Genomic DNA, 18,237 nt, shown 5'->3' with positions numbered 1-18,237 from the left:
AGGGGAGCGTCATGCCGAGTGTCGAGATCGACGGCACCCAGATCGCGTACGAAGTGGTCGGCGACGGTGAGCCATGGGTGCTCACGCCCGGCGGGCGGTTCTCGAAGGACACGCCGGGACTGCGCGAGCTCGCGCTCGAGCTCGCGGCGCGCGGCAAGCGCGTGCTCATCTGGGACCGACCGAACTGCGGCGCGTCGGATGTGTGCTTCCGCGGACCGTCGGAGTCCGACATGCAGGCCGACCATCTCGCGGGCTTGCTGCGCGAGCTCGACATGGCGCCCGCGGTGATCTTCGGTGGTTCCGGCGGCGCGCGCGTCTCGCTCCTCACCGTCGCGAACCACCCCGACGTCGCGGCCGGACTCGGCATGGTGTGGATCTCGGGCGGCGTGTACGGCTTGATGCTGCTCGCGACGCATTACTGCGGCGAGTCGATCCGCGCCGCGTGGATGGACGGCATGGACGCGGTCGCGGAGCTGCCCGAATGGGCGGAGGTGCTCGAGCGCAATCCCCGCAACCGCGCGATCTTCCTCGCGCAGCAGCCGCGCGAGCTCATCGCGACGCTCGAGCGTTGGATGCTCGCGTACTGCCCGGATCCTTCGACGACGGTGCCCGGTCTCTCCGACGCGAAGTGCGCAGGGATCACCGTGCCGACGCTCGTGTTCCGAAGCGGCATGAGTGACCCGCACCACACGCGCGCGACGTCGGAGAAGCTGCACGAGCTGATCCCCGGGTCGATGCTCGTCGAGCCGCCGTGGCCCGACGACGAGTGGAAGCAGCGCGGCATTGCGGCGCGCGAAGGCGCGGGACTCTTCGAGCGCTGGCCGCGGCTCGCGCCGCAGCTCCTGGAAACGCTCGGTTAGCGACGTGCTCGGCCGCTCCCGCCGCTCGCGAGCTCAGCCGGTGACGCGCGTCAGTTGAAGAACTCGATCGGCAAGGGTGGCGAGGTCGGCGCGATGCCGACGACGTCGCTCGCCGCCACGCCGTGTGACGGGAGGTCGCCGTAGCTCGCGGCGTTTCCGTAGTGGAACACCGCGCCGGTCGTCGACGTCATCCAGTAGCCACCGCCGTCCGGCGTCGCCGCCATGCCCGAGATCGACAGACCCGACGCGGCCGCGCCGCCGTAGAACGGCGCGTCGCCGAACGCGAACAAACCGCCGTCCTTCGCGTGGAGCCAGTAGCCCTTGCCGTTCGGCCGCGGCACCATGCCGACGATGGGTTGGTTGAGATGGATCGCGCCGGTGGAGCCGTAGAACTTCGCGTCACCGAAGCTGAAGATGCCGCCGTCGCGCGCGACGAGCCAGTAGCCGTGGCCGGTCGGTGTGCGCGCCATCCCGACGACCGGTTGGTTGAGGTGGATCGCGCCGGTGGAGCCGTAGAACTTCGCGTCGCCGTAGCTGAAGATGCCGCCGTCGGACGCGACGAGCCAGTAGCCCTTGCCGGTCACCGTGCGCTCCATGCCGACGACGGGCTGGTTGAGGTGGATGCCGCCGGTCGACCCGTAGAAGTGCGCGTTGCCGTAGCTGAAGATGCCGCCGTCGGAGCCGAGGAGCCAGTAGCCGTCGCCGTTCGTCGTCGTCTTGATCGAGATGATCGGCTGCGTGAGGCCGACGTTCGTCGCGTCGCCCTCGTCGACCGCGTCACCGAAGCCGGCGACCTCGCCGCCCGCGCCCGCGACGTAATAGCCCTCGACGCCGGTGCCGCTCATCGTGACCTTCTGCGGTGAGTTCGCGGCGTCGTCGGAGATCTCGAGCGTCCCCGATCGGGCGCCGACCGCGTTCGGCATGAAGTAGTTGGTGATCGTGCACGACTCGCCGATGGGCAGCGAGTCGTCGAAGCAGCTCGTGAGACCGAAGAAGTCGTTCTTCGTCGGCTCGATGTCGCTGAACGTCACCGGGACCGTGCCCGTGTTCGTGATGGTGACGGTCTTGCCGACCCCGCTGAAGGTGCCGGCGCGTTGCGCGGGGAAGACGATGTTCGACGGCGTCACGCTCACGGTGCCGACCACGTGCGGATGCACGGTCGTCGCGCCGTGCGGATGTCCGTAGCCGGCGCGCACCGGCACGCGGTTCGTCGCGCCCGCGGGCGCGGCCGCGACGAACGCGATCAACACTGCGCCGGACGCGCAGAGAGCGACGCGGGAACGAAGCGAATGCCGACGAGTCATGTCCCACCTCTGTGTCGGGGGGCGGCCACGTGCAGTGCCGTCGACCGCACGCTATCCACGCGTCAGCGTGCGTTCGCGCATGTGAACCGTGCGTCGCGGATGCGTCGGCGCGCCCGTGACACCGCGTCGACCAACATCTGGAAAAAGGCGCGCGTCAGTTCTGCGCGGGATCCTCGGGGAAGTTCGAGAACCACGCGAGCGTGCCGGGTTGCCGTCCGAGCACCGCGCGCCAGAGCGCACCGGGATCCGAAGTCGTCGCGTCGGCGACATCGGCGTCGACGACGAACCACGCTTCCTGCGCGAGCTCCGCCTCGAGCTGCCCGCCCGCCCAACCCGCGTACCCGGTCCAGACCCGCAGGTCGGTGAGTCGGGACACGAGTGCCTCGGGATCGGTCGAGAGGTCGACGGCGACGAGCGTGCCGGTGACCGGCTCGGTGCCGGGCGGAGCATCGTCCTCGTCGGCCGTGCGGCCGAGGGCGATGATCGTGCCGATGCCGACGGGTCCGCCGAGATACACGACGGCGGGCGGCGTCGCCAGCGGTGCCCAGTCGCTGACCGCTTCCGCCAGGGGCGTGTCGGTCGGCCGGTTCAGCACGATGCCGAGCGCGCCCTCCGTGCCGTGGTCGAGCATGAGCACGACGGTGCGTTCGAAGTTCGGGTCGCCGAGCGCAGGGCCTGCGACGAGCAGCTTGTTTCGTAACGAGGGGACGACCATTGCGCGTGCCTCCGAACCGCGCCGCTCACGCCGGCGAGTCGATCCACTCCAAGCGGTAACCCATGCCGGCCTCGGTCACGAAGTATCGGGGACGCGACGGTGTCGGTTCCAGCTTGCGCCGGATCGCGGCGAGGTGGACGCGCAGGTACTCGGTCTCCGTCCCGTAGCCAGGTCCCCATACCTCCTGCAACAGCTGCCGCTGCGTGACGAGCTTGCCGCGGTTGCGGACGAGGGTCGTGACGATGCCCCACTCGATCGGTGTGAGGCGCACCTCGTTGCCGTTCGCATCCCGAGCGCGCTTCGCGGCGAGATCGATCGAGAAGTCGGCCGTCTCGACGACGGGGTCGTCTTGACCGGGGACGCTCCGGCGCAGCGTCGCGCGGAGCCGCGCGAGCAGCTCGTCCATCCCGAACGGCTTCGTGACGTAGTCGTCGGCGCCGAGGTCGAGCGCTTCGACCTTCGTCTGCTCCTCGTGGCGCGCCGACAGCACGATCACCGGCACCGACGTCCACCCGCGCAGCGCCCGCAACACGTCGAGTCCACCGAGGGTCGGCAGGCCGAGGTCGAGCACGACGACGTCGGGATGCACGCGCGCCGCGAGCTCGAGGCCTTCCTCGCCCGTGGCCGCGGTCTCGACCTCGTAGCCGCGCGCACGGAGGCTGATCGCGAGCGCGCGCGTGAAGCGGGCCTCGTCGTCGACGATGAGCAGCTTCGTCACGGGCCGGCTTCGGGCAGGTCGAGGATCACCGTGCAGCCGCCTCCCGGCGTGTCGTCGACCGAGACGACACCGGCCATCGCCTCGACGAAGCCTCGCGCGACGGCCAGGCCGAGCCCCACGCCTTCGCCGTTCGGGTGATCGCCCAACCGCTGGAAGGGTTGGAACGCGCGCTCGCGCTCCGCGACCGGGATGCCGCGCCCGCGATCGACCACGCGCAGCTCGACGCGCCCGTCGACGGTTCCTGCGTGGACCCGCACGCGCTCGCCGGGCGGGGAGTAGCGGATCGCGTTGCCGACGATGTTGACGAGCGCGCGCTCCAGCAGCACGGGATCGGCGTCGACGAGCGGGAGGCTGTCGGGCACGTCGACGTCGACGTCGATCGCGGGCGCGTTCGCGGACACTTCGGCGATCGCGCTGCCCACCACTTCCTCGAGCCCGACGGCGCGCGCCTGCACGACCAGCGCGCCGGTCTGTAGGCGGCTCATGTCGAGCAGGTTGCCGACGAGCCGGTTCAGCCGATCCGATTCGTCGTCGATCGTCTCGAGCAGCGCGCGTTCCGCGGCCGGATCGAACGACACGTCCTCGGACAGCAGGCTCGTCGCCGCGGTCTTGATCGACGCGAGCGGCGTGCGCAGGTCGTGGCTCACGGCCGCGAGCAGCGCGGTGCGCAGCTCGTTGGCCTTGGCCAGCGCGGCGGCGCCCGCGGCCTCGGCCTGCAACCGCCGGCTCTCGATCGCGACGCCGAGCTGGGTCGCGAAGGCGTCGAACACCTCACGGTCTTCCGCGCGCAGCCCCGAGCCCTTCAGCACGAGCGTCGCGTCGCCCGGCAGCGGCAACGCGATGTTGGCGTCGACCGGCGATGTCGGTGGATGCGTGCCCGCGGCCGCGTCGACGTGCCAGCCGCCCTTCGACGGCGTGAGCACGGCGCCACCGTCGAGGTGGAACGTGGCCACGAGGTCGGACACGAGCTCGGGGAGGGGATCGCTCGCGCGCAGCACGACCGCGGCCATGCGCGCGAGGGAGCGCGCTTCGCCGCGCGCGCGATACGCGTCGTTGCGCCGGCGCGTCGCGAGGTCGACGAGCACGCTGATCACGGCGGCGACGACGAGGAAGGCGACGAGCGCGAGCACGTCGCGCCCGTTCGAGATCGTGAAGGTGTGGATCGGTGGTGCGAAGAACCAGTTGAGGAGCACGAACGCGAGCACCGACGCGACCGCGGCCGGCAGCGCGCCGCCGATGGTCGCGACCGCGACGACCATGAACAGGTAGCAGAGGAGCGCGTTCTGTAGACCGATGTTGTCGCGGAGGTGCGAGAGCACGAACGTGAGGATCGGGAGCCCGACGAGTGCGAGCGCGAATCCGATCCCGAGTCGTCGGCGCGACAGCGCGGCGAGCCGCAATCGCGGCGGGGGTAGCAGTGACGGCGCGCGCTCCTCGCCCTCCGCGCCGGCGGTCGAGATCACGTGGACGTCGAACGCGCCGCCCGCCTGCCGGATGACGTCGTTGATGACGGAGCCGCGCACGAGCTCGTTCCAGCGTGAGCGCGCGCTCGCACCGAGCAGGACCTGCGTCGCGTTCTCGGATCGGGCGACCTGAACGATCGCACGCCCGACATCCGCGCCCGCGACCTCGTGATACTGCCCGCCGAACTCCTCGAGCAGCGCGCGGTGCGCCTCGACGTCGCCCAACGCCGAGTCTGCGAGTCCGTCGGACGACTGCACGTGCACCCCGATGAGCAGCGCGCGTGTGCGCATCGCGATGCGCGCCGCGCGGCGCACGAGGTCGTCGCCGCCGGGCGCGCCCGTCAGCGCGACGAGGACCCGCTCCTTCGTCTCCCACGAGTCGGCGACGCCGTGGCGTTCGCGGTACTCCTGCAGGTTCTCGTCGACCCGGTCCGCGACCCACAGCAGCGCGAGCTCGCGCAGCGCGGCGAGATTGCCGATGCGGAAGTAGTTGGCGAGCGCGGTGTCGATGCGCTCGGCCGAATAGATGTTGCCGTGCGCCATGCGGCGGCGCAGCGCCTCCGGGCTCATGTCGACGAGCTCGATCTGGTCGGCCGCCCGCACGATCGCGTCGGGAACCGTCTCGCGCTGCGCAACCCCGGTGATGCGCTGGACGACGTCGTTCAGCGACTCGAGGTGCTGGATGTTCACCGTCGAGATGACGTTGATGCCCGCGGCGAGCAGCTCCTCGATGTCCTGCCAACGCTTCTGGTTGCGCGAACCGGGCACGTTGCTGTGCGCGAGCTCGTCGACGAGTGCGACCTCGGGATTCCGCGCGAGGATCGCGTCGACGTCCATCTCCTCGAAGCGCTGGCCGCGGTAGTCGATCTCCCTGCGGGGGACGATCTCGAGGCCCGCGAGCTGCGCGATCGTCTTGGGCCGGTTGTGCGTCTCGACCAGCCCGACGACGATGTCGGCGGTGCCGCGCTCGCTGCGCCGGCGCCCCTCGTCGAGCATCGCGAACGTCTTGCCGACGCCCGGTGCCGCCCCGAGATACACCCGCAGCGAGCCCGTGCTCATGGGCGGGCTCGCAAGCTTCGCCCGCCTCGACGCCTCGGCCGCCGCGTCGGGCGGGCCGCCAAGCGACCGGCCCGTTTCCGGCGGTTCTGCCCATTCCTCACCGCTCTACTTTGCCGCGACGGACAGTCGGTCGAGGTCGACGTCGAGCTCGAGGACGTTCACGACCTTCTCGCCGAGGAAGCCCCAGGCCCGGTTCTCGGTGTGGCGACCGACTGCGGCGAGCACGGTCGCGACGGACAGGTCCCGCACCCTCGCCACCCGGGGAGCCTGCAACCGCGCGTTCGCGACGGAGATGTCGGGGTCGAGGCCCGAGCCCGAAGCCGTCACCGCGTCGACCGGCACCTGCGCGTTCGCGGCGAGCCCGTTGAGCTTCCGGTACGCGATCGCGCGCGCCTTCACCGTGCTGATGAGGTCGGGGTTCGACGGGCCGAGGTTCGACGCGCCGGACGCGAGCCCGTTGTACGGCGTCTCGGCGGTCGCGGACGGCCGCGGGTGGAAGTACTTCGTCGCGGTGAAGTCCTGTCCCAGGAGCGAGGAGCCGACGACCTTGCCGTCGACCTTCACGAGCGAGCCGTTCGCGCGCGCCGAGAACAGGCCCTGCGCGACTCCGGTCAGGACGAGCGGATAGGCGAGTCCGGTGAGGATCGTGAGTGCGATCGTCATCATGAGCGCGGGCACCAACTGTCGCCGCATGTCAGTGCACCCCCGAGGCCGAGAGGATCAGGTCGATGAGCTTGATCCCGATGAACGGCGCGACGAGCCCGCCCAGGCCGTAGATCAAGAGGTTTCGCCGCAGTACCGCGGCCGCGCCCAACGCGCGGAACTTCACGCCCCGCAGCGCGAGCGGAATCAACGCCACGATGATCAGCGCGTTGAAGATGACCGCGGAGAGGATCGCGGTGTGCGGGTTGTCGAGCCGCATGATGTTCAGCGTGCGCAACTGCGGGAACACGCCCTGGAACATCGCGGGGATGATGGCGAAGTACTTCGCGACGTCGTTCGCGATCGAGAACGTCGTCAGCGAGCCGCGCGTGATGAGCAGCTGCTTCCCGATCTCGACGATCTCGATGAGCTTCGTCGGGTTGGAGTCGAGGTCGACCATGTTGCCGGCCTCTTTGGCGGCCTGCGTGCCGGTGTTCATCGCGACGCCGACATCGGCCTGCGCGAGCGCGGGCGCGTCGTTCGTGCCGTCGCCGGTCATGGCGACGAGCGCGCCGCCCGACTGCTCCTTCCTGATCAGCGCCATCTTGTCCTCGGGCGTCGCTTCCGCGAGGAAGTCGTCGACGCCCGCCTCGGTCGCGATGGCGGCCGCGGTCAACGGGTTGTCGCCGGTGATCATCACCGTGCGGATGCCCATGCGCCGGAGCTCGGCGAAGCGCTCGGCGATGCCCTCCTTCACGACGTCCTTGAGGTGGATCACACCCAGGACCCGATCGCCGTCGGCGACGGCGAGGGGCGTACCGCCGTGCTTGGAGATGCCTTCGACGATCGGGTCGAGCTCGGCCGGCACCGTCCCGCCGTTCTCCCGCACCCAGCGCTTGACCGAGTCGGTCGCGCCCTTGCGGATGGAGCGGTCCTCGATGTCGACACCGCTCATGCGCGTCTGCGCGGTGAACGGCACGAGCGTCGCGCCCGACAGCTCGCGTTCGCGCAACCCGTAGCGGTCCTTCGCGAGCACCACGATCGAACGCCCTTCCGGCGTCTCGTCGGCGAGACTCGAGAGCTGCGCGGCGTCGGCGAGCTGATCCTCCGACACGCCCGGAAGCGGGAGGAACTCCGCGGCCTGCCGGTTGCCGAGCGTGATCGTGCCGGTCTTGTCGAGCAGCAGCGTCGAGCAGTCGCCCGCGGCCTCGACCGCGCGGCCCGACATCGCGAGCACGTTGCGTTGCACGAGCCGGTCCATGCCCGCGATGCCGATCGCGGAGAGCAACGCGCCGATCGTCGTCGGGATGAGGCACACGAGCAGCGCGACGAGCACGGTGATCGTCTGCGGCGCGCCCGAGTAGATCGCGAACGGCTGCAGGGTCACGACGGCGAGCAGGAAGATGATCGTGAGCCCCGCCAGCAGGATGTTGAGCGCGATCTCGTTCGGCGTCTTCTGACGCGACGCGCCTTCGACGAGCGAGATCATGCGGTCGAGGAAGCTCTCGCCCGGCTTCGACGAGATCTCGACGACGATTCGGTCCGACAGCACGCGCGTGCCGCCGGTCACCGAGCTGCGGTCCCCACCGGATTCTCGGATCACGGGGGCCGACTCGCCGGTGATCGCGGACTCGTCGACGGACGCGATGCCTTCGACGACGTCACCGTCGCCGGGAATGATCTCGCCGGCGACGACCTCGCAGCGATCGCCGACCGTGAGCCGACTCGACGGTACTTCTCGGGTCGTGCCGTCGGGTTGGAGCACGCGGGCGACGGTCTCGGAGCGCGTCTTGCGCAGCGTGTCGGCCTGGGCCTTCCCGCGACCTTCGGCGACCGCCTCCGCGAAGTTCGCGAACAGCACGGTGAACCAGAGCCACGCGGTGACGAGTCCGACGAACACGTTGTCGGCCGCCGTCGATCGGTGCGCGTCGCGGAGGAACAGCACGGTGGTGATGACGCTGCCGATCTCGACGACGAACATCACCGGGTTGCGCGCCATCTGCCGCGGGTCGAGCTTGCGGAACGAGTCGCCGACCGCGCGCTTCATGAGCGCGGGGTCGAACATCGACGCCGACCGGCGCTTCGTCGGCCGCGCGCTCAGGCTCGGCACGGTCTCGTGCGCGGGCTCGGTCTGCGGATCGATCGCGGATGCAGTCACGAGCTCTCCTTCGACGTTCCCGCCCGAGCGCGCGAGCGAAGCGAGCGGCGCGGCCACGGTCGGGGGCCGAGGCGTCCGGAGCGGCGAGCGTGAGCGAGTGCGACCATCAGAACTTGCCCACGAGGTGCTCGACGATCGGACCGAGCGCGATCACCGGGAAGAACGTGAGCCCCACGACGATGATCACGACGCCGCCGAGCAGTGCCGCGAACAGGGGAGTGTCGGTCGGGAACGTGCCCGCCGACGGCGGCACCGGTTGCTTCCGACCGAGGGATCCCGCGATCGCGAGCGCCGGCACCATGAGGAAGAAGCGGCCGACGAGGAAACAGATCCCGAGCGTCGTGTTGAACCACTGCGTGTTGCCGCTGAGCCCGCCGAACGCCGAGCCGTTGTTGTTCGACGCGGACGCGAACGCATAGACCATCTCGGTCAGGCCGTGCGGCCCCGAGTTCGCCTGCGAGTGCAGCGCGGTCTTCAGCACGATCGAGATGGCCGCGAACGTGAGGATCACGAGTGGCACCGCGAGCAGGTAGACGACGACGAGCTTCATCTCCGCGGCCTGGATCTTCTTGCCGAGGTACTCGGGCGTGCGCCCGACCATGAGCCCCGCGATGAACACCGCGGTCAACGCGAAGATCAGCATTCCGTAGAGACCCGATCCCGTGCCGCCGGGGCTCACCTCGCCGAGCATGATGTTCACGAGCGGGACCGCGCCCGCGATCGGTTCCATGCTGTCGTGCGCGCAGTCCACCGCGCCGGTCGACGTCCCCGTCGTCGTATCGGCGAACAATCCGCAGCCCGCGGGTCCGAAGCGGGATTCGGTCCCTTCGGCGCTCCCGCCGGCCTGCGTCGACGTCTGCGATTGACTCACGTTCAGCGCCGTGAGCTTCGGGTTCGGATTGGTGTCGAAGTGCATCGCGACGAGCGCGCCGACGAGCCAGAACGCGACCATCACCGCGAGCACGACCATGCCTTGTCGCAGGTTGCCGCCCATCTTCCCGAACATCCACGGGAACGCCAACGGGATCGCGAGGATGAGCCAGAGCTCCAACAGGTTCGTGATCGGGTTCGGGTTCTCGAACGGGTGCGCGGAGTTCGCGTTGTACGGGCCGCCGCCGTTCTGGCCGGTCTCCTTGATCGCTTCCTGGCTCGCGATCGGCCCGCCGGGAATCGTCTGCTGCTGACCGCTGACCGTCGTCACCACGCGGTTCGAGTGGAAGTTCTGCACGACGCCCTGGCTGACGAGCACGAGTGCGCCCACGAACGCGATCGGGATCAGGACGCGCGTCGTCGTGCGGACGAGGTCGACCCAGAAGTTGCCGAGCGTCTTCGCGCGGCCGCGTACGAGCCCGCGCACCAACGCGACCGCGACCGCGGCGCCTGCGGCGGCCGACACGAAGTTGTGCAGCGCGAGCCCCGCCATCTGGCTGAGGTACGACATCGCGGACTCACCGGCGTAGTTCTGCCAGTTCGTGTTCGTGAGGAAGCTCGCCGCGGTGTTGAACGACAGCGCGGGCCCGAGTCCGACGACGTGCGTCGGGTTCACCGGCAGGTGTCCCTGCAGCCGGAGCTGCGCGTAGAGGATCAGCACCGACACCGCACTGAACGCGAGCAGCGAGTAGGCGTAGACGTTCCACCGCTGCTCGCGGTCCGGGTCGACACGACACGCTCGATAGATCGCGTGCTCGACCGGCAGGAACACCCGATCGCCCGGTGCCGTGCCGTCGCCGTAGATCTTGGCGAGGTAGGAGCCGAGGATCGGTGTCGAGATCGCGAGCAGCGCGATCAGGCAGAGCAGCTGGAGCCACGCGGACGCCGACATTCAGTACCTCGACCGGGATCGTGTGACGCGGCCGGGCCCAGGCACTACAGCTTCTCCGGGAACACGAGCGCGTACACGAGGTACGCGGTCACGAGGATCGCGAGCACGAGTCCGACACCGTTGTCGTAGCTCATTCGCTCGCGCCTTCGGCCGCGTGAGCGAGCGCGTCGTGCCGGCTGATGCTCATGCCGCGTCCGCCAGCTCTTCCGCGCGCGGTGAGTCGGTCGACTCGGTCTCGTCGCCGATGATGCGGTCGCACGCACGTACGAAGAGCGCGGCGAGTGCGAAGAACGCGACGAGGATGGCAACGAAGATCACATCTTGCACGGGGACTCCTTCCTAGGGCGCCGTGGTTGCGGAGTCGGCGACGAACGCCGCCGCGACCTGGTCGGCGAGCGCGGTCGCGACGATGCGGCGGTCGAACGAGACCGGCCGCCCGGGCCGGGGTGTGAGGAGGAAGCGACCGAAGGTGCGGCCGTAGCCGGCGACGACGAGGTCGACGCGATGGCCCGGCAGCCCCATCGTCCCGACGCCCCAGCCGAGGCCGCCGAACACGACGTTCCCGCTGCGCTCGAGGTGCGCGATCTTCGGGATGGTCTCGAACGGCGCGGGCTCGAACGTGCAGTCCTGGAGGTCGAAGATGCGGCGCAGCTCGATCGCGACCGTGACGACCGCGATGTCGGGCCGCTCGCCGCCCGCGACGAGCTCGGCGATCGCGTGCAGGTGCGCGAGGTCGTCGCTGCCCTGCTTGGCCGCGCGCCGGCTGCGGCGGGTGCGGATCGCGAGCTCGCCGACGACGACGCCGACGAGCAGCAACAGCACGAACGTGACGACGTCGTCGTGCGCGGTGATCGTGAACGAGTAGTACGGCCGCGTGTGGAAGAAGTCGAACCAGGCGGCCGCCGACACCGCGCTGACGACCGTCGCGCCGCGGTGACCGAACGTCGCCACTGCGACCACCACGACGACGAGGGCGAGCGCGAGGTTGGCGTTGTCGGTGTGGTCGCGCACGGGGACGAGCGCCGCCGCGGCCGCAGGAGGGACGAGCAGCGCGGCGAGCATCGCCATGCTGGCGATGCGGCGGTCGAGCGGTGCGTTTGGGGCCACGCTCGGGTTGTCGCGCCGCGGCGTCGCCGCGACCAGCGTCTTTACGCCGTCCTCACGCCGAGTCGAGAAATCTTGATGGCGCCGTCACGCGCCCACGGGCCGACCGCGTGTGCCGGCGCGATCCCGCGCGCAACCTCGGTTGCGCACGGAGGCGGGTTCTGCCAGTACGATCCGCCGTCCTGGGGTGCCTGCGGAGAGAGCCGCGCGCGTCCTGAGCATGGGCAGGGCCGGGCTTCACGACCCCACACGTGAACCCGGCCCGCCCACCTTCTTGTTGTGGGCGCGCGCGTTCTTGAGGATGCGCGAGACGAACTGTCGCGAGACGCCCCACGTCCGGGCGATCTCGGTTGCGGTCATGCCTTCGGCGGCCGAGAGCTGGTACATCGCCCGCTGCGCGCGTCGCCTGCCGGCGAGCAGCCGGCCCACGGCGCCGTCGAAGTCGGTCGTCGCGCTACGCAGGTCGAGGAGCTCTCGGCAGCCTGCCGCGTCGCCTCCTTCGGCCAGGTGTCTCCGCAGCATCGCTCGATTCCGGCGGGCGCGGGCCAACTCGGTACGCAACGCTCGATCGGCAGTGTCGAGCTGATCGATGGCGTCGAGATACGCGCGCCGAGCCTGGGCACGCCCCACAGATCTCCCCATTGGCGGGCGACGCTATCCCTCGCCGTCGCCCGAGCCGTCGTGGGACGCGCCTCGTAGAATGACGGGGTGACCCATTCGCTGCTCGAGCGGCGGCTCATCGACGTCAGCGATCGCCTCAAGCGGTTGCGCGCCGACCTCGCGGTCGCACAGGAGCAGCTTCTGTTCATGGAGGAGGAGGCCGACGACGCGCGTCTGCGCTCGCTCGTCTCCGAGACGCCGCTGGCCGACGCGGAGGCGCGCGAGAGCCGGCGGCACGCGGACGCCCTCGCCCGGCAGCGCGACGTCCTCGTCCGTTCGATTGCCGAGCTCGAACGCGAGCAGGATGCGCTGCTCGACCGCATGGCGGCCGAACAGCCCTCACACTGAGCGCCGCCCCCGCCCGGAACCCCGAAAGGCCCTCGCAGTGACCCAGCCGGTCCGTGTCGTCGTCGCCGAGGACGAGGCCATCATCCGTCTCGACCTCAAGGAGATCCTGGAAGAGGACGGCTACGAGGTCGTGGGCGAGACCGGTCGTGGCGACCAGGCCATCGAGCTCGTGCGCGACCTCAAGCCCGACCTCGTGATCCTCGACATCAAGATGCCGGGCATGGACGGCCTCACGGCCGCGCGCCACATCGCGAGCGAGCGGCTCGCGGCGGTGCTCATCCTCACCGCGTTCTCGCAGCACGACCTCGTCGAGCAGGCGCGCGACGCGGGCGCGCTCGCATACCTCGTGAAGCCGTTCCAGAAGAGCGACCTCATTCCCGCGATCGAGATGGCGCTCGGTCGGCACGAGCAGCTCGTCGCGCTCGAGCAGGAGAACGCCGACCTCGCGGAGCGGCTCGAGGCGCGCAAGCTCACCGACCGCGCCAAGGGTCGCCTCATGGACGAGCACGGCCTGAGCGAGTCGGACGCGTGGCGCTTCCTGCAACGTACGGCGATGAACACGCGCCGCACGATCGCGGCCGTGGCGACCGACGTGATCGCCGGTTCGCTCTCTCCGTGACCGCGCGCAAGCTCCTCCTGCTCGACGGCCACTCGCTCGCGTACCGCGCGTTCTTCGCACTCCCGACCGATCTCGCGACCGCGGCGGGAACCGTGACGAACGCGGTGTACGGCTTCACGGCGATGCTCACGAAGGTGATCGGCGACGAGCACCCTGATCTGGTCGCCGTCGCGTTCGACACCCCCGGCCGCACGTTCCGCGACGACATGGACGCCGAGTACAAGGCGGGGCGCTCCGCCGCGCCCGACCTGTTCAAGTCGCAGCTGCCGCTGATCCGCGAAGTGCTCGACGTCCTCGACATCACGATGATCGAGGAGAGCGGCGTCGAAGCCGACGACGTGATCGCGACGCTCGCGACGCAGGCCGCCGACGGCGGCATCGACGTCATCATCGTCACCGGCGACCGCGACTCGTACCAGCTGGTGCGCGACCCGCACATCAAGGTGCTCTACAACCGGCGAGGTGTGTCCGACTACGCGCTCTACGACGAGGCGGGCATCTTCGAGCGCACGGGTGTGACGCCCACGCAGTACCCCGAGTACGCCGCGCTGCGCGGCGACCCCTCCGACAACCTGCCCGGCGTCCCGGGCATCGGCGAGAAGACCGCATCGAAGCTCGTCGCGACCTACGACACGCTCGAGCAGATCTTCGAGAACCTCGATTCGTTGCCACCGAAGCAGCGTCAGAACCTCGGTGAGGCGCAGGAGCGCGTGTTCAAGAACCGCGCGATGAGCATCCTGCGCCGCGACGTGCCGTTGGAAGTCGGCTTCGACGACTTCACGATGCACGCGATCGACCGCGACAAACTTCGTGTGCTGTTCAACCAGCTCGAGTTCCGCACGCTGCTGCCGCGCACCCTCGAAGCGATCGGCGCGGCCGAACCCGACGCGGAACCCGTCGACGCGGTCGCGTTCGAGGTCGAGGTGCGGACGGTGCGCGACGCGGGCGAGGCCGTCGCCGCGCTCGACGAGCTCGCCGCGCAATCCGACCGCGTCGCGCTCGACGCGCGCTGGGCCGGCGGCGCCGGCCGCAGCGCGCTCCTGGGGCTCGCCGCCGCGCGCACGACCGACGCGGCCGTCTACTTCGACGCCGAGACGCTCGAGGCGGCCGCGGTGCGCGAGGCGCTCGCGCGTTTGGTCGGCGCATCGGGCCCGCCGATCGTGGTGCACCGCGCGAAGGAGCTCATCCACGGACTCGGCGAGCTCGACCTGAGCGGGCTCGAATCCGACACCGCGATCATGGCGTACCTGCTCGATCCCGCCGAGGGGAAGTACCTCCTCGACGACCTCGCGCTGCGCTACCTGTCGATCGAGCTGCGATCGCCCGACGCGGTCGAAGGAACCCTCGACTTCGGCGGCGATCAGGAGTCCGAGCGCACGGGCCGCGAGGCCGCGGCCTTGTTGTTGCTCGTCGACCGATTGCGCGAGGCGATGGACGCGCGTGAGCTGACCGCGTTGTACGAGCGCTTCGAACGGCCACTCGTTCCCGTGCTCGCGCGCATGGAGCACGCGGGCGTCGCCGTCGACCTCGCGTTTCTCGAAGCGCTGAGCTCGGATCTCGGGAGCCAGTGCCGGGATCTCGAGGCGAAGATCCAAGCGCACGCGGGGGAGACGTTCAACGTCAACTCGACGCCGCAGGTGCGCCACATCCTGTTCGACGTGCTCGGGCTCACACCGGTGAAGCGCACGAAGACGGGTCCGTCGACCGACGCGGACTCGCTGCAGAAGATGGCGGAGACGCACCCGATCGTCGCCGACCTCCTCCGCTACCGCGAGGTCGAGAAGCTGCGCGGCACCTACGCCGACGCGCTGCCGCCGCTCGTCGGTCCCGACCGTCGCATCCACGCGAGCTTCAATCAGATCTCCACCACGACCGGTCGCATCTCGAGCGACTCGCCGAACCTGCAGAACATCCCCGTCCGCACGTCCGGCGGGCGCGAGATGCGCAAGGCGTTCGTCGCGGCGAAGGGCTTCGGTCTCCTCACCGCCGACTACTCGCAGATCGAGCTGCGCGTCCTCGCACACCTCGCCGAGGATCCCGGCTTGATCGACGCGTTCGCGCGCAACCTCGACGTGCACACCGTGACCGCGGCGCGCGTGTTCGGTGTCGACGAGGCGAAGGTCGACGAGTTCCAACGCCGCTTCGCGAAGGTCGTGAACTACGGGCTCGCGTACGGGATGGAGGCGTACGGCCTCGGTCAGCGGCTCGACATCCCGACGGATCAGGCGCGCGAGATCCTCGACGCGTACTTCGAGAGCTTCCCGAACGTCCACGCGTACATGGACGAGTCGGTGCGCGAGGCGAAGTCGCGCGGTTACACGACCACGATCTTCGGCCGGCGCCGGCTGCTGCCCGAGCTCGCGTCCGACAACTTCCGTATCCGCCAGATGGGGGAGCGGATGGCGCAGAACGCGCCGGTGCAGGGCTCGGCCGCCGACATCTTCAAGCTCGCGATGATCGACGTCGACGCCGCACTCGCCGAGGCGGGATCCGAGAGCAGCATGATCCTCACCGTGCACGACGAGATCGTGCTGGAGGTGCCGACCGGCGAAGAGCAGTCGGTGCGGGAGCTCGTGCGCACGACGATGGAGTCGGTGTGCGCGCTGAAGGTTCCGCTGGTGGTCGACCTGGGCTTCGGGCCCAACTGGGCATCCGCGAAATAGCGGATCCGGGCGCCCTGTCGCCCTCCCGCCCCGCCTCCGTCAACCGCCTCGACGGGTTGCCGATAGAGAGGCATGCCGGTGAGACACCGCCTGCCGCGCGTCGCGCGGGAGTGCTGGACCGTCGCGGCCGTCGCGGCTGCGGTCGTGCTCGCCGTCGTCGTGTCGCACTGGCAGAGCGTCTACCGGCCGAGCGACGCGCCGCAGTTCCTCGGCGTCGCGCAGAACCCGTTCGGCAACGGCGCGCACTACGCCGGGCAAGCACTCGTGCAGGGTGTCGCGTACCGATACGGCCGCATCGGCTTTCCGATCGTCGCGTGGGTGCTCGCGCTCGGCCGGCCGGCGGCAGCGCGCGGCACGCTCGCGGCCGTATTCGTCGCGTCGTTCGGCGCGTGGGTCGCGCTGGCCGCGGAGCACCTGCGCCGAGGCGGTCGCCGGCCGCGGCTCGCACTCTGGATCCTCGCCCTGCCGTGGATGCTCTTGTGGTTCGCGGTCCCCGAGATCGTCTCCGAACCGATGGCCGCCGCGCTCATGTTGTTCGCGTACCTCTGCGAGCGCGAAGGGCGCGGTCGACCGGCGCGCTTCGCCGCCGCGCTCGCGATCCTCACGCGCGAGCAGATGATCGTCGCGTTCATCCCACTGGCGTGGCGCGACTGGAAGCGACGGCGCTGGGCGGCCGTGCGCTCGTGGTCACTCGTCCTGCTGCCGTACGCGGCGTGGACCGTGTGGGTACGCGTGCGCATCGGGCACTTCCCGCTCACCGATCCCGCGTCGACGAGGCGCGACGCGTTCGCGCTGCCGTTCGTCGCGTGGTATCGCACGTTGACGGGCCCGCTGGCAGCGAGTCAGAAGTGGTCGGTGCTGGTCGCGTTCGCAACGGTCGCACTGGTCGCGTTGCTCGTGATCCAGGGCAAGTGGCTGTACCCGATCACGCACGGCGCGGTTGCGCTCGCCGCACTCTCGCTCTGTTACGGCGCGAACGTGTTGCGCTATCCGGGTGAGGCGTTCCGCATCCTCGCGCCCGTGCAGGTGCTGCTCGTCATCGCCGCGTGCAGCCGACGCGACTCGTCGTCGTCGGACGCGGACGCGGATCAGCCCGCCGACGCGAAGGTCTCGGCGAACGCGCCCGGCTTCTGAGCCACGCCCGAGCAGTCGGCGCGCGCCTTCTGCTTCGGCGGCTTGCACTTCTGATCGCGGTCGATCGACCAGAACCCGAGCCGGCCGAGGCCGTTCTGACGCGCGAAGCGCACGAGCGTGTTCGCGTTCTTCATGCTGAACACCTCGACCGCGGTGTCGTTCACCCCGATCATCGGCGTCACGCCGAGGTTGGCGTAGGTGTCGGCGGGCCAGACGGCATCGAGTTGGGTGCGCGCGCCCCGTGCCGCGCTGATCGCGGCCGCGCCCATGTCGCGCGCGTCGCCGTAGTCCATCGCCATGATGTTCACGAGGTCGAGGCGAACGTCCGCGTCGTGCGCCCGGTGCAGGAACTGCACACCGGTCTCGAGCAGCCCTGAGGGTCCGACGGGCAGCGTCGCCGACACGACCAGCCCGGGGTTCGCAGCCTCGAGCGCGTGGATCGCGACGAAGCGGCGCGCGAGTCCGGCCGTGTCCTTGAGCGCCTTGCCCTCGACGTCGAAGTCGACGCGGTTCACGCCGAACTGGTGGATCACCGCTTGGTAGCCCGCCGTGACCTTGGCCTGGTCGGTGCACGTGCGGGCGAGATCCTTCCCGGCCTGGCCGCCGAACGACACGATGGGCTCCGCGCCTTCGTCGCGAGCGGTTTGTATCCGATCCGCGAACGCGGCGTTCGTCGCGACCTTCGTTCCGTCGTCCCACGTCGGCGTGCAGCCCTTGGCGATCACGAACGCGGCGGTGAAGTCGGTCAGCCCGTCCTTCGTGATCGCGTCGTCGAGCGCGCTCGGGTTCGGCCCCGCCATGTCGACGTAGGGCGCCACCGTGGTGCCGCCCGACGCCGCGTGCGCGGGGACGCCCGCACCGGCGGTCCCGATCGTCACCAACGCGAGCACGGCCACGCCCGCGCCCGCCTTCCGGCCCTTGCCCCGCCCCAGCATGCGGAGATGGTCGCGCGCGCCCGCCGTCACCCG

At 70.1% G+C, this 18,237-nt stretch carries 17 protein-coding genes; 5 read left to right on the top strand and 12 right to left on the bottom strand.

All coding sequences use genetic code 11. The features are described from left to right. Nucleotides 1-11: 11 nt before the first annotated feature. Nucleotides 12-860, top strand: a complete 849-nt coding sequence (locus tag VH914_07595) for an alpha/beta hydrolase (GenBank protein ID HEX4491052.1) — start codon at nt 12-14, stop codon at nt 858-860. A gap of 50 nt (nt 861-910) precedes the next feature. Here VH914_07595 and VH914_07590 read toward each other — a convergent pair whose 3' ends face one another. From VH914_07590 to VH914_07540, 11 genes are all read right to left on the bottom strand, one after another. Beyond that, nucleotides 911-2,110 (bottom strand): choice-of-anchor D domain-containing protein, encoded by a 1,200-nt coding sequence (locus VH914_07590; protein HEX4491051.1) that lies wholly within the window; start codon nt 2,108-2,110, stop codon nt 911-913. Nucleotides 2,111-2,318: 208 nt separating this feature from the next. Then, nucleotides 2,319-2,879 (bottom strand): YqgE/AlgH family protein, encoded by a 561-nt coding sequence (locus VH914_07585; protein ID HEX4491050.1) that lies wholly within the window; start codon nt 2,877-2,879, stop codon nt 2,319-2,321. 25 nt (nt 2,880-2,904) lie between these two features. After that, a complete protein-coding gene (locus VH914_07580; protein HEX4491049.1) occupies nt 2,905-3,597 on the bottom strand; it encodes a response regulator in 693 nt (230 codons plus the stop codon). Next, a complete protein-coding gene (locus VH914_07575) occupies nt 3,594-6,119 on the bottom strand; it encodes a sensor histidine kinase KdpD (protein ID HEX4491048.1) in 2,526 nt (841 codons plus the stop codon). The genes VH914_07580 and VH914_07575 overlap by 4 nt, the downstream gene beginning before the upstream one ends. A gap of 105 nt (nt 6,120-6,224) precedes the next feature. Then, the gene (gene kdpC, locus VH914_07570) at nt 6,225-6,812 is read right to left on the bottom strand and encodes a K(+)-transporting ATPase subunit C (protein HEX4491047.1); all 588 of its coding nucleotides are present in this window, start codon (nt 6,810-6,812) and stop codon (nt 6,225-6,227) included. A 1-nt stretch (nt 6,813) separates the two neighbouring features. Continuing rightward, entirely contained in the window at nt 6,814-8,871 is a 2,058-nt protein-coding gene (kdpB, locus tag VH914_07565) for a potassium-transporting ATPase subunit KdpB (GenBank protein HEX4491046.1), read from the bottom strand. A 154-nt stretch (nt 8,872-9,025) separates the two neighbouring features. Beyond that, entirely contained in the window at nt 9,026-10,741 is a 1,716-nt protein-coding gene (gene kdpA, locus VH914_07560) for a potassium-transporting ATPase subunit KdpA (GenBank protein ID HEX4491045.1), read from the bottom strand. A 44-nt stretch (nt 10,742-10,785) separates the two neighbouring features. Continuing rightward, the gene (locus VH914_07555; protein HEX4491044.1) at nt 10,786-10,875 is read right to left on the bottom strand and encodes a potassium-transporting ATPase subunit F; all 90 of its coding nucleotides are present in this window, start codon (nt 10,873-10,875) and stop codon (nt 10,786-10,788) included. Nucleotides 10,876-10,924: 49 nt separating this feature from the next. Further along, nucleotides 10,925-11,068 (bottom strand): hypothetical protein, encoded by a 144-nt coding sequence (locus VH914_07550; GenBank protein ID HEX4491043.1) that lies wholly within the window; start codon nt 11,066-11,068, stop codon nt 10,925-10,927. A 12-nt stretch (nt 11,069-11,080) separates the two neighbouring features. Then, a complete protein-coding gene (locus tag VH914_07545) occupies nt 11,081-11,809 on the bottom strand; it encodes a DUF4118 domain-containing protein (GenBank protein ID HEX4491042.1) in 729 nt (242 codons plus the stop codon). Between the two features lie 273 nt (nt 11,810-12,082). Then, complete coding sequence (locus VH914_07540) at nt 12,083-12,367, bottom strand: helix-turn-helix domain-containing protein (protein HEX4491041.1); 285 nt, start codon at nt 12,365-12,367, stop codon at nt 12,083-12,085. Nucleotides 12,368-12,553: 186 nt separating this feature from the next. Here VH914_07540 and VH914_07535 point away from each other — a divergent pair, with 186 nt between their 5' ends. From VH914_07535 to VH914_07520, 4 genes are all read left to right on the top strand, one after another. Further along, nucleotides 12,554-12,853, top strand: coding sequence for a hypothetical protein (locus VH914_07535; GenBank protein HEX4491040.1), 300 nt, complete (start codon nt 12,554-12,556; stop codon nt 12,851-12,853). Nucleotides 12,854-12,890: 37 nt separating this feature from the next. Then, entirely contained in the window at nt 12,891-13,472 is a 582-nt protein-coding gene (locus VH914_07530) for a response regulator (GenBank protein HEX4491039.1), read from the top strand. Beyond that, complete coding sequence (gene polA / locus VH914_07525; GenBank protein HEX4491038.1) at nt 13,469-16,135, top strand: DNA polymerase I; 2,667 nt, start codon at nt 13,469-13,471, stop codon at nt 16,133-16,135. The genes VH914_07530 and polA overlap by 4 nt, the downstream gene beginning before the upstream one ends. 72 nt (nt 16,136-16,207) lie before the next feature. Continuing rightward, entirely contained in the window at nt 16,208-17,269 is a 1,062-nt protein-coding gene (locus VH914_07520) for a hypothetical protein (GenBank protein HEX4491037.1), read from the top strand. On the opposite strand, the gene VH914_07515 is transcribed toward VH914_07520, so the two are convergent. Then, nucleotides 17,224-18,204, bottom strand: coding sequence for a chitinase (locus VH914_07515; protein HEX4491036.1), 981 nt, complete (start codon nt 18,202-18,204; stop codon nt 17,224-17,226). The genes VH914_07520 and VH914_07515 overlap by 46 nt on opposite strands. Between the last annotated feature and the right edge of the window lie 33 nt (nt 18,205-18,237).

The sequence above is a fragment of the Acidimicrobiia bacterium genome (assembly GCA_036271555.1).
GTDB lineage: Bacteria > Actinomycetota > Acidimicrobiia > IMCC26256 > PALSA-610 > DATBAK01.
Note: the sequence above shows the minus strand (reverse complement) of the source record. Positions and strands in the feature narration are given on the sequence as shown.

Excerpts from the sequence above, each read along its gene's own strand:
- VH914_07595 (HEX4491052.1), top strand. The coding sequence starts at position 12 with ATGCCGAGTGTCGAGATCGACGGCACCCAGATCGCGTACGAAGTGGTC.
- VH914_07585 (HEX4491050.1), bottom strand. The coding sequence starts at position 2,879 with ATGGTCGTCCCCTCGTTACGAAACAAGCTGCTCGTCGCAGGCCCTGCG.
- VH914_07575 (HEX4491048.1), bottom strand. The coding sequence starts at position 6,119 with ATGAGCACGGGCTCGCTGCGGGTGTATCTCGGGGCGGCACCGGGCGTC.
- kdpC (HEX4491047.1), bottom strand. The coding sequence starts at position 6,812 with ATGCGGCGACAGTTGGTGCCCGCGCTCATGATGACGATCGCACTCACG.
- kdpA (HEX4491045.1), bottom strand. The coding sequence starts at position 10,741 with ATGTCGGCGTCCGCGTGGCTCCAGCTGCTCTGCCTGATCGCGCTGCTC.
- VH914_07555 (HEX4491044.1), bottom strand. The coding sequence starts at position 10,875 with ATGAGCTACGACAACGGTGTCGGACTCGTGCTCGCGATCCTCGTGACC.
- VH914_07545 (HEX4491042.1), bottom strand. The coding sequence starts at position 11,809 with ATGGCGATGCTCGCCGCGCTGCTCGTCCCTCCTGCGGCCGCGGCGGCG.
- VH914_07540 (HEX4491041.1), bottom strand. The coding sequence starts at position 12,367 with ATGCTGCGGAGACACCTGGCCGAAGGAGGCGACGCGGCAGGCTGCCGA.
- VH914_07520 (HEX4491037.1), top strand. The coding sequence starts at position 16,208 with ATGCCGGTGAGACACCGCCTGCCGCGCGTCGCGCGGGAGTGCTGGACC.
- VH914_07515 (HEX4491036.1), bottom strand. The coding sequence starts at position 18,204 with ATGCTGGGGCGGGGCAAGGGCCGGAAGGCGGGCGCGGGCGTGGCCGTG.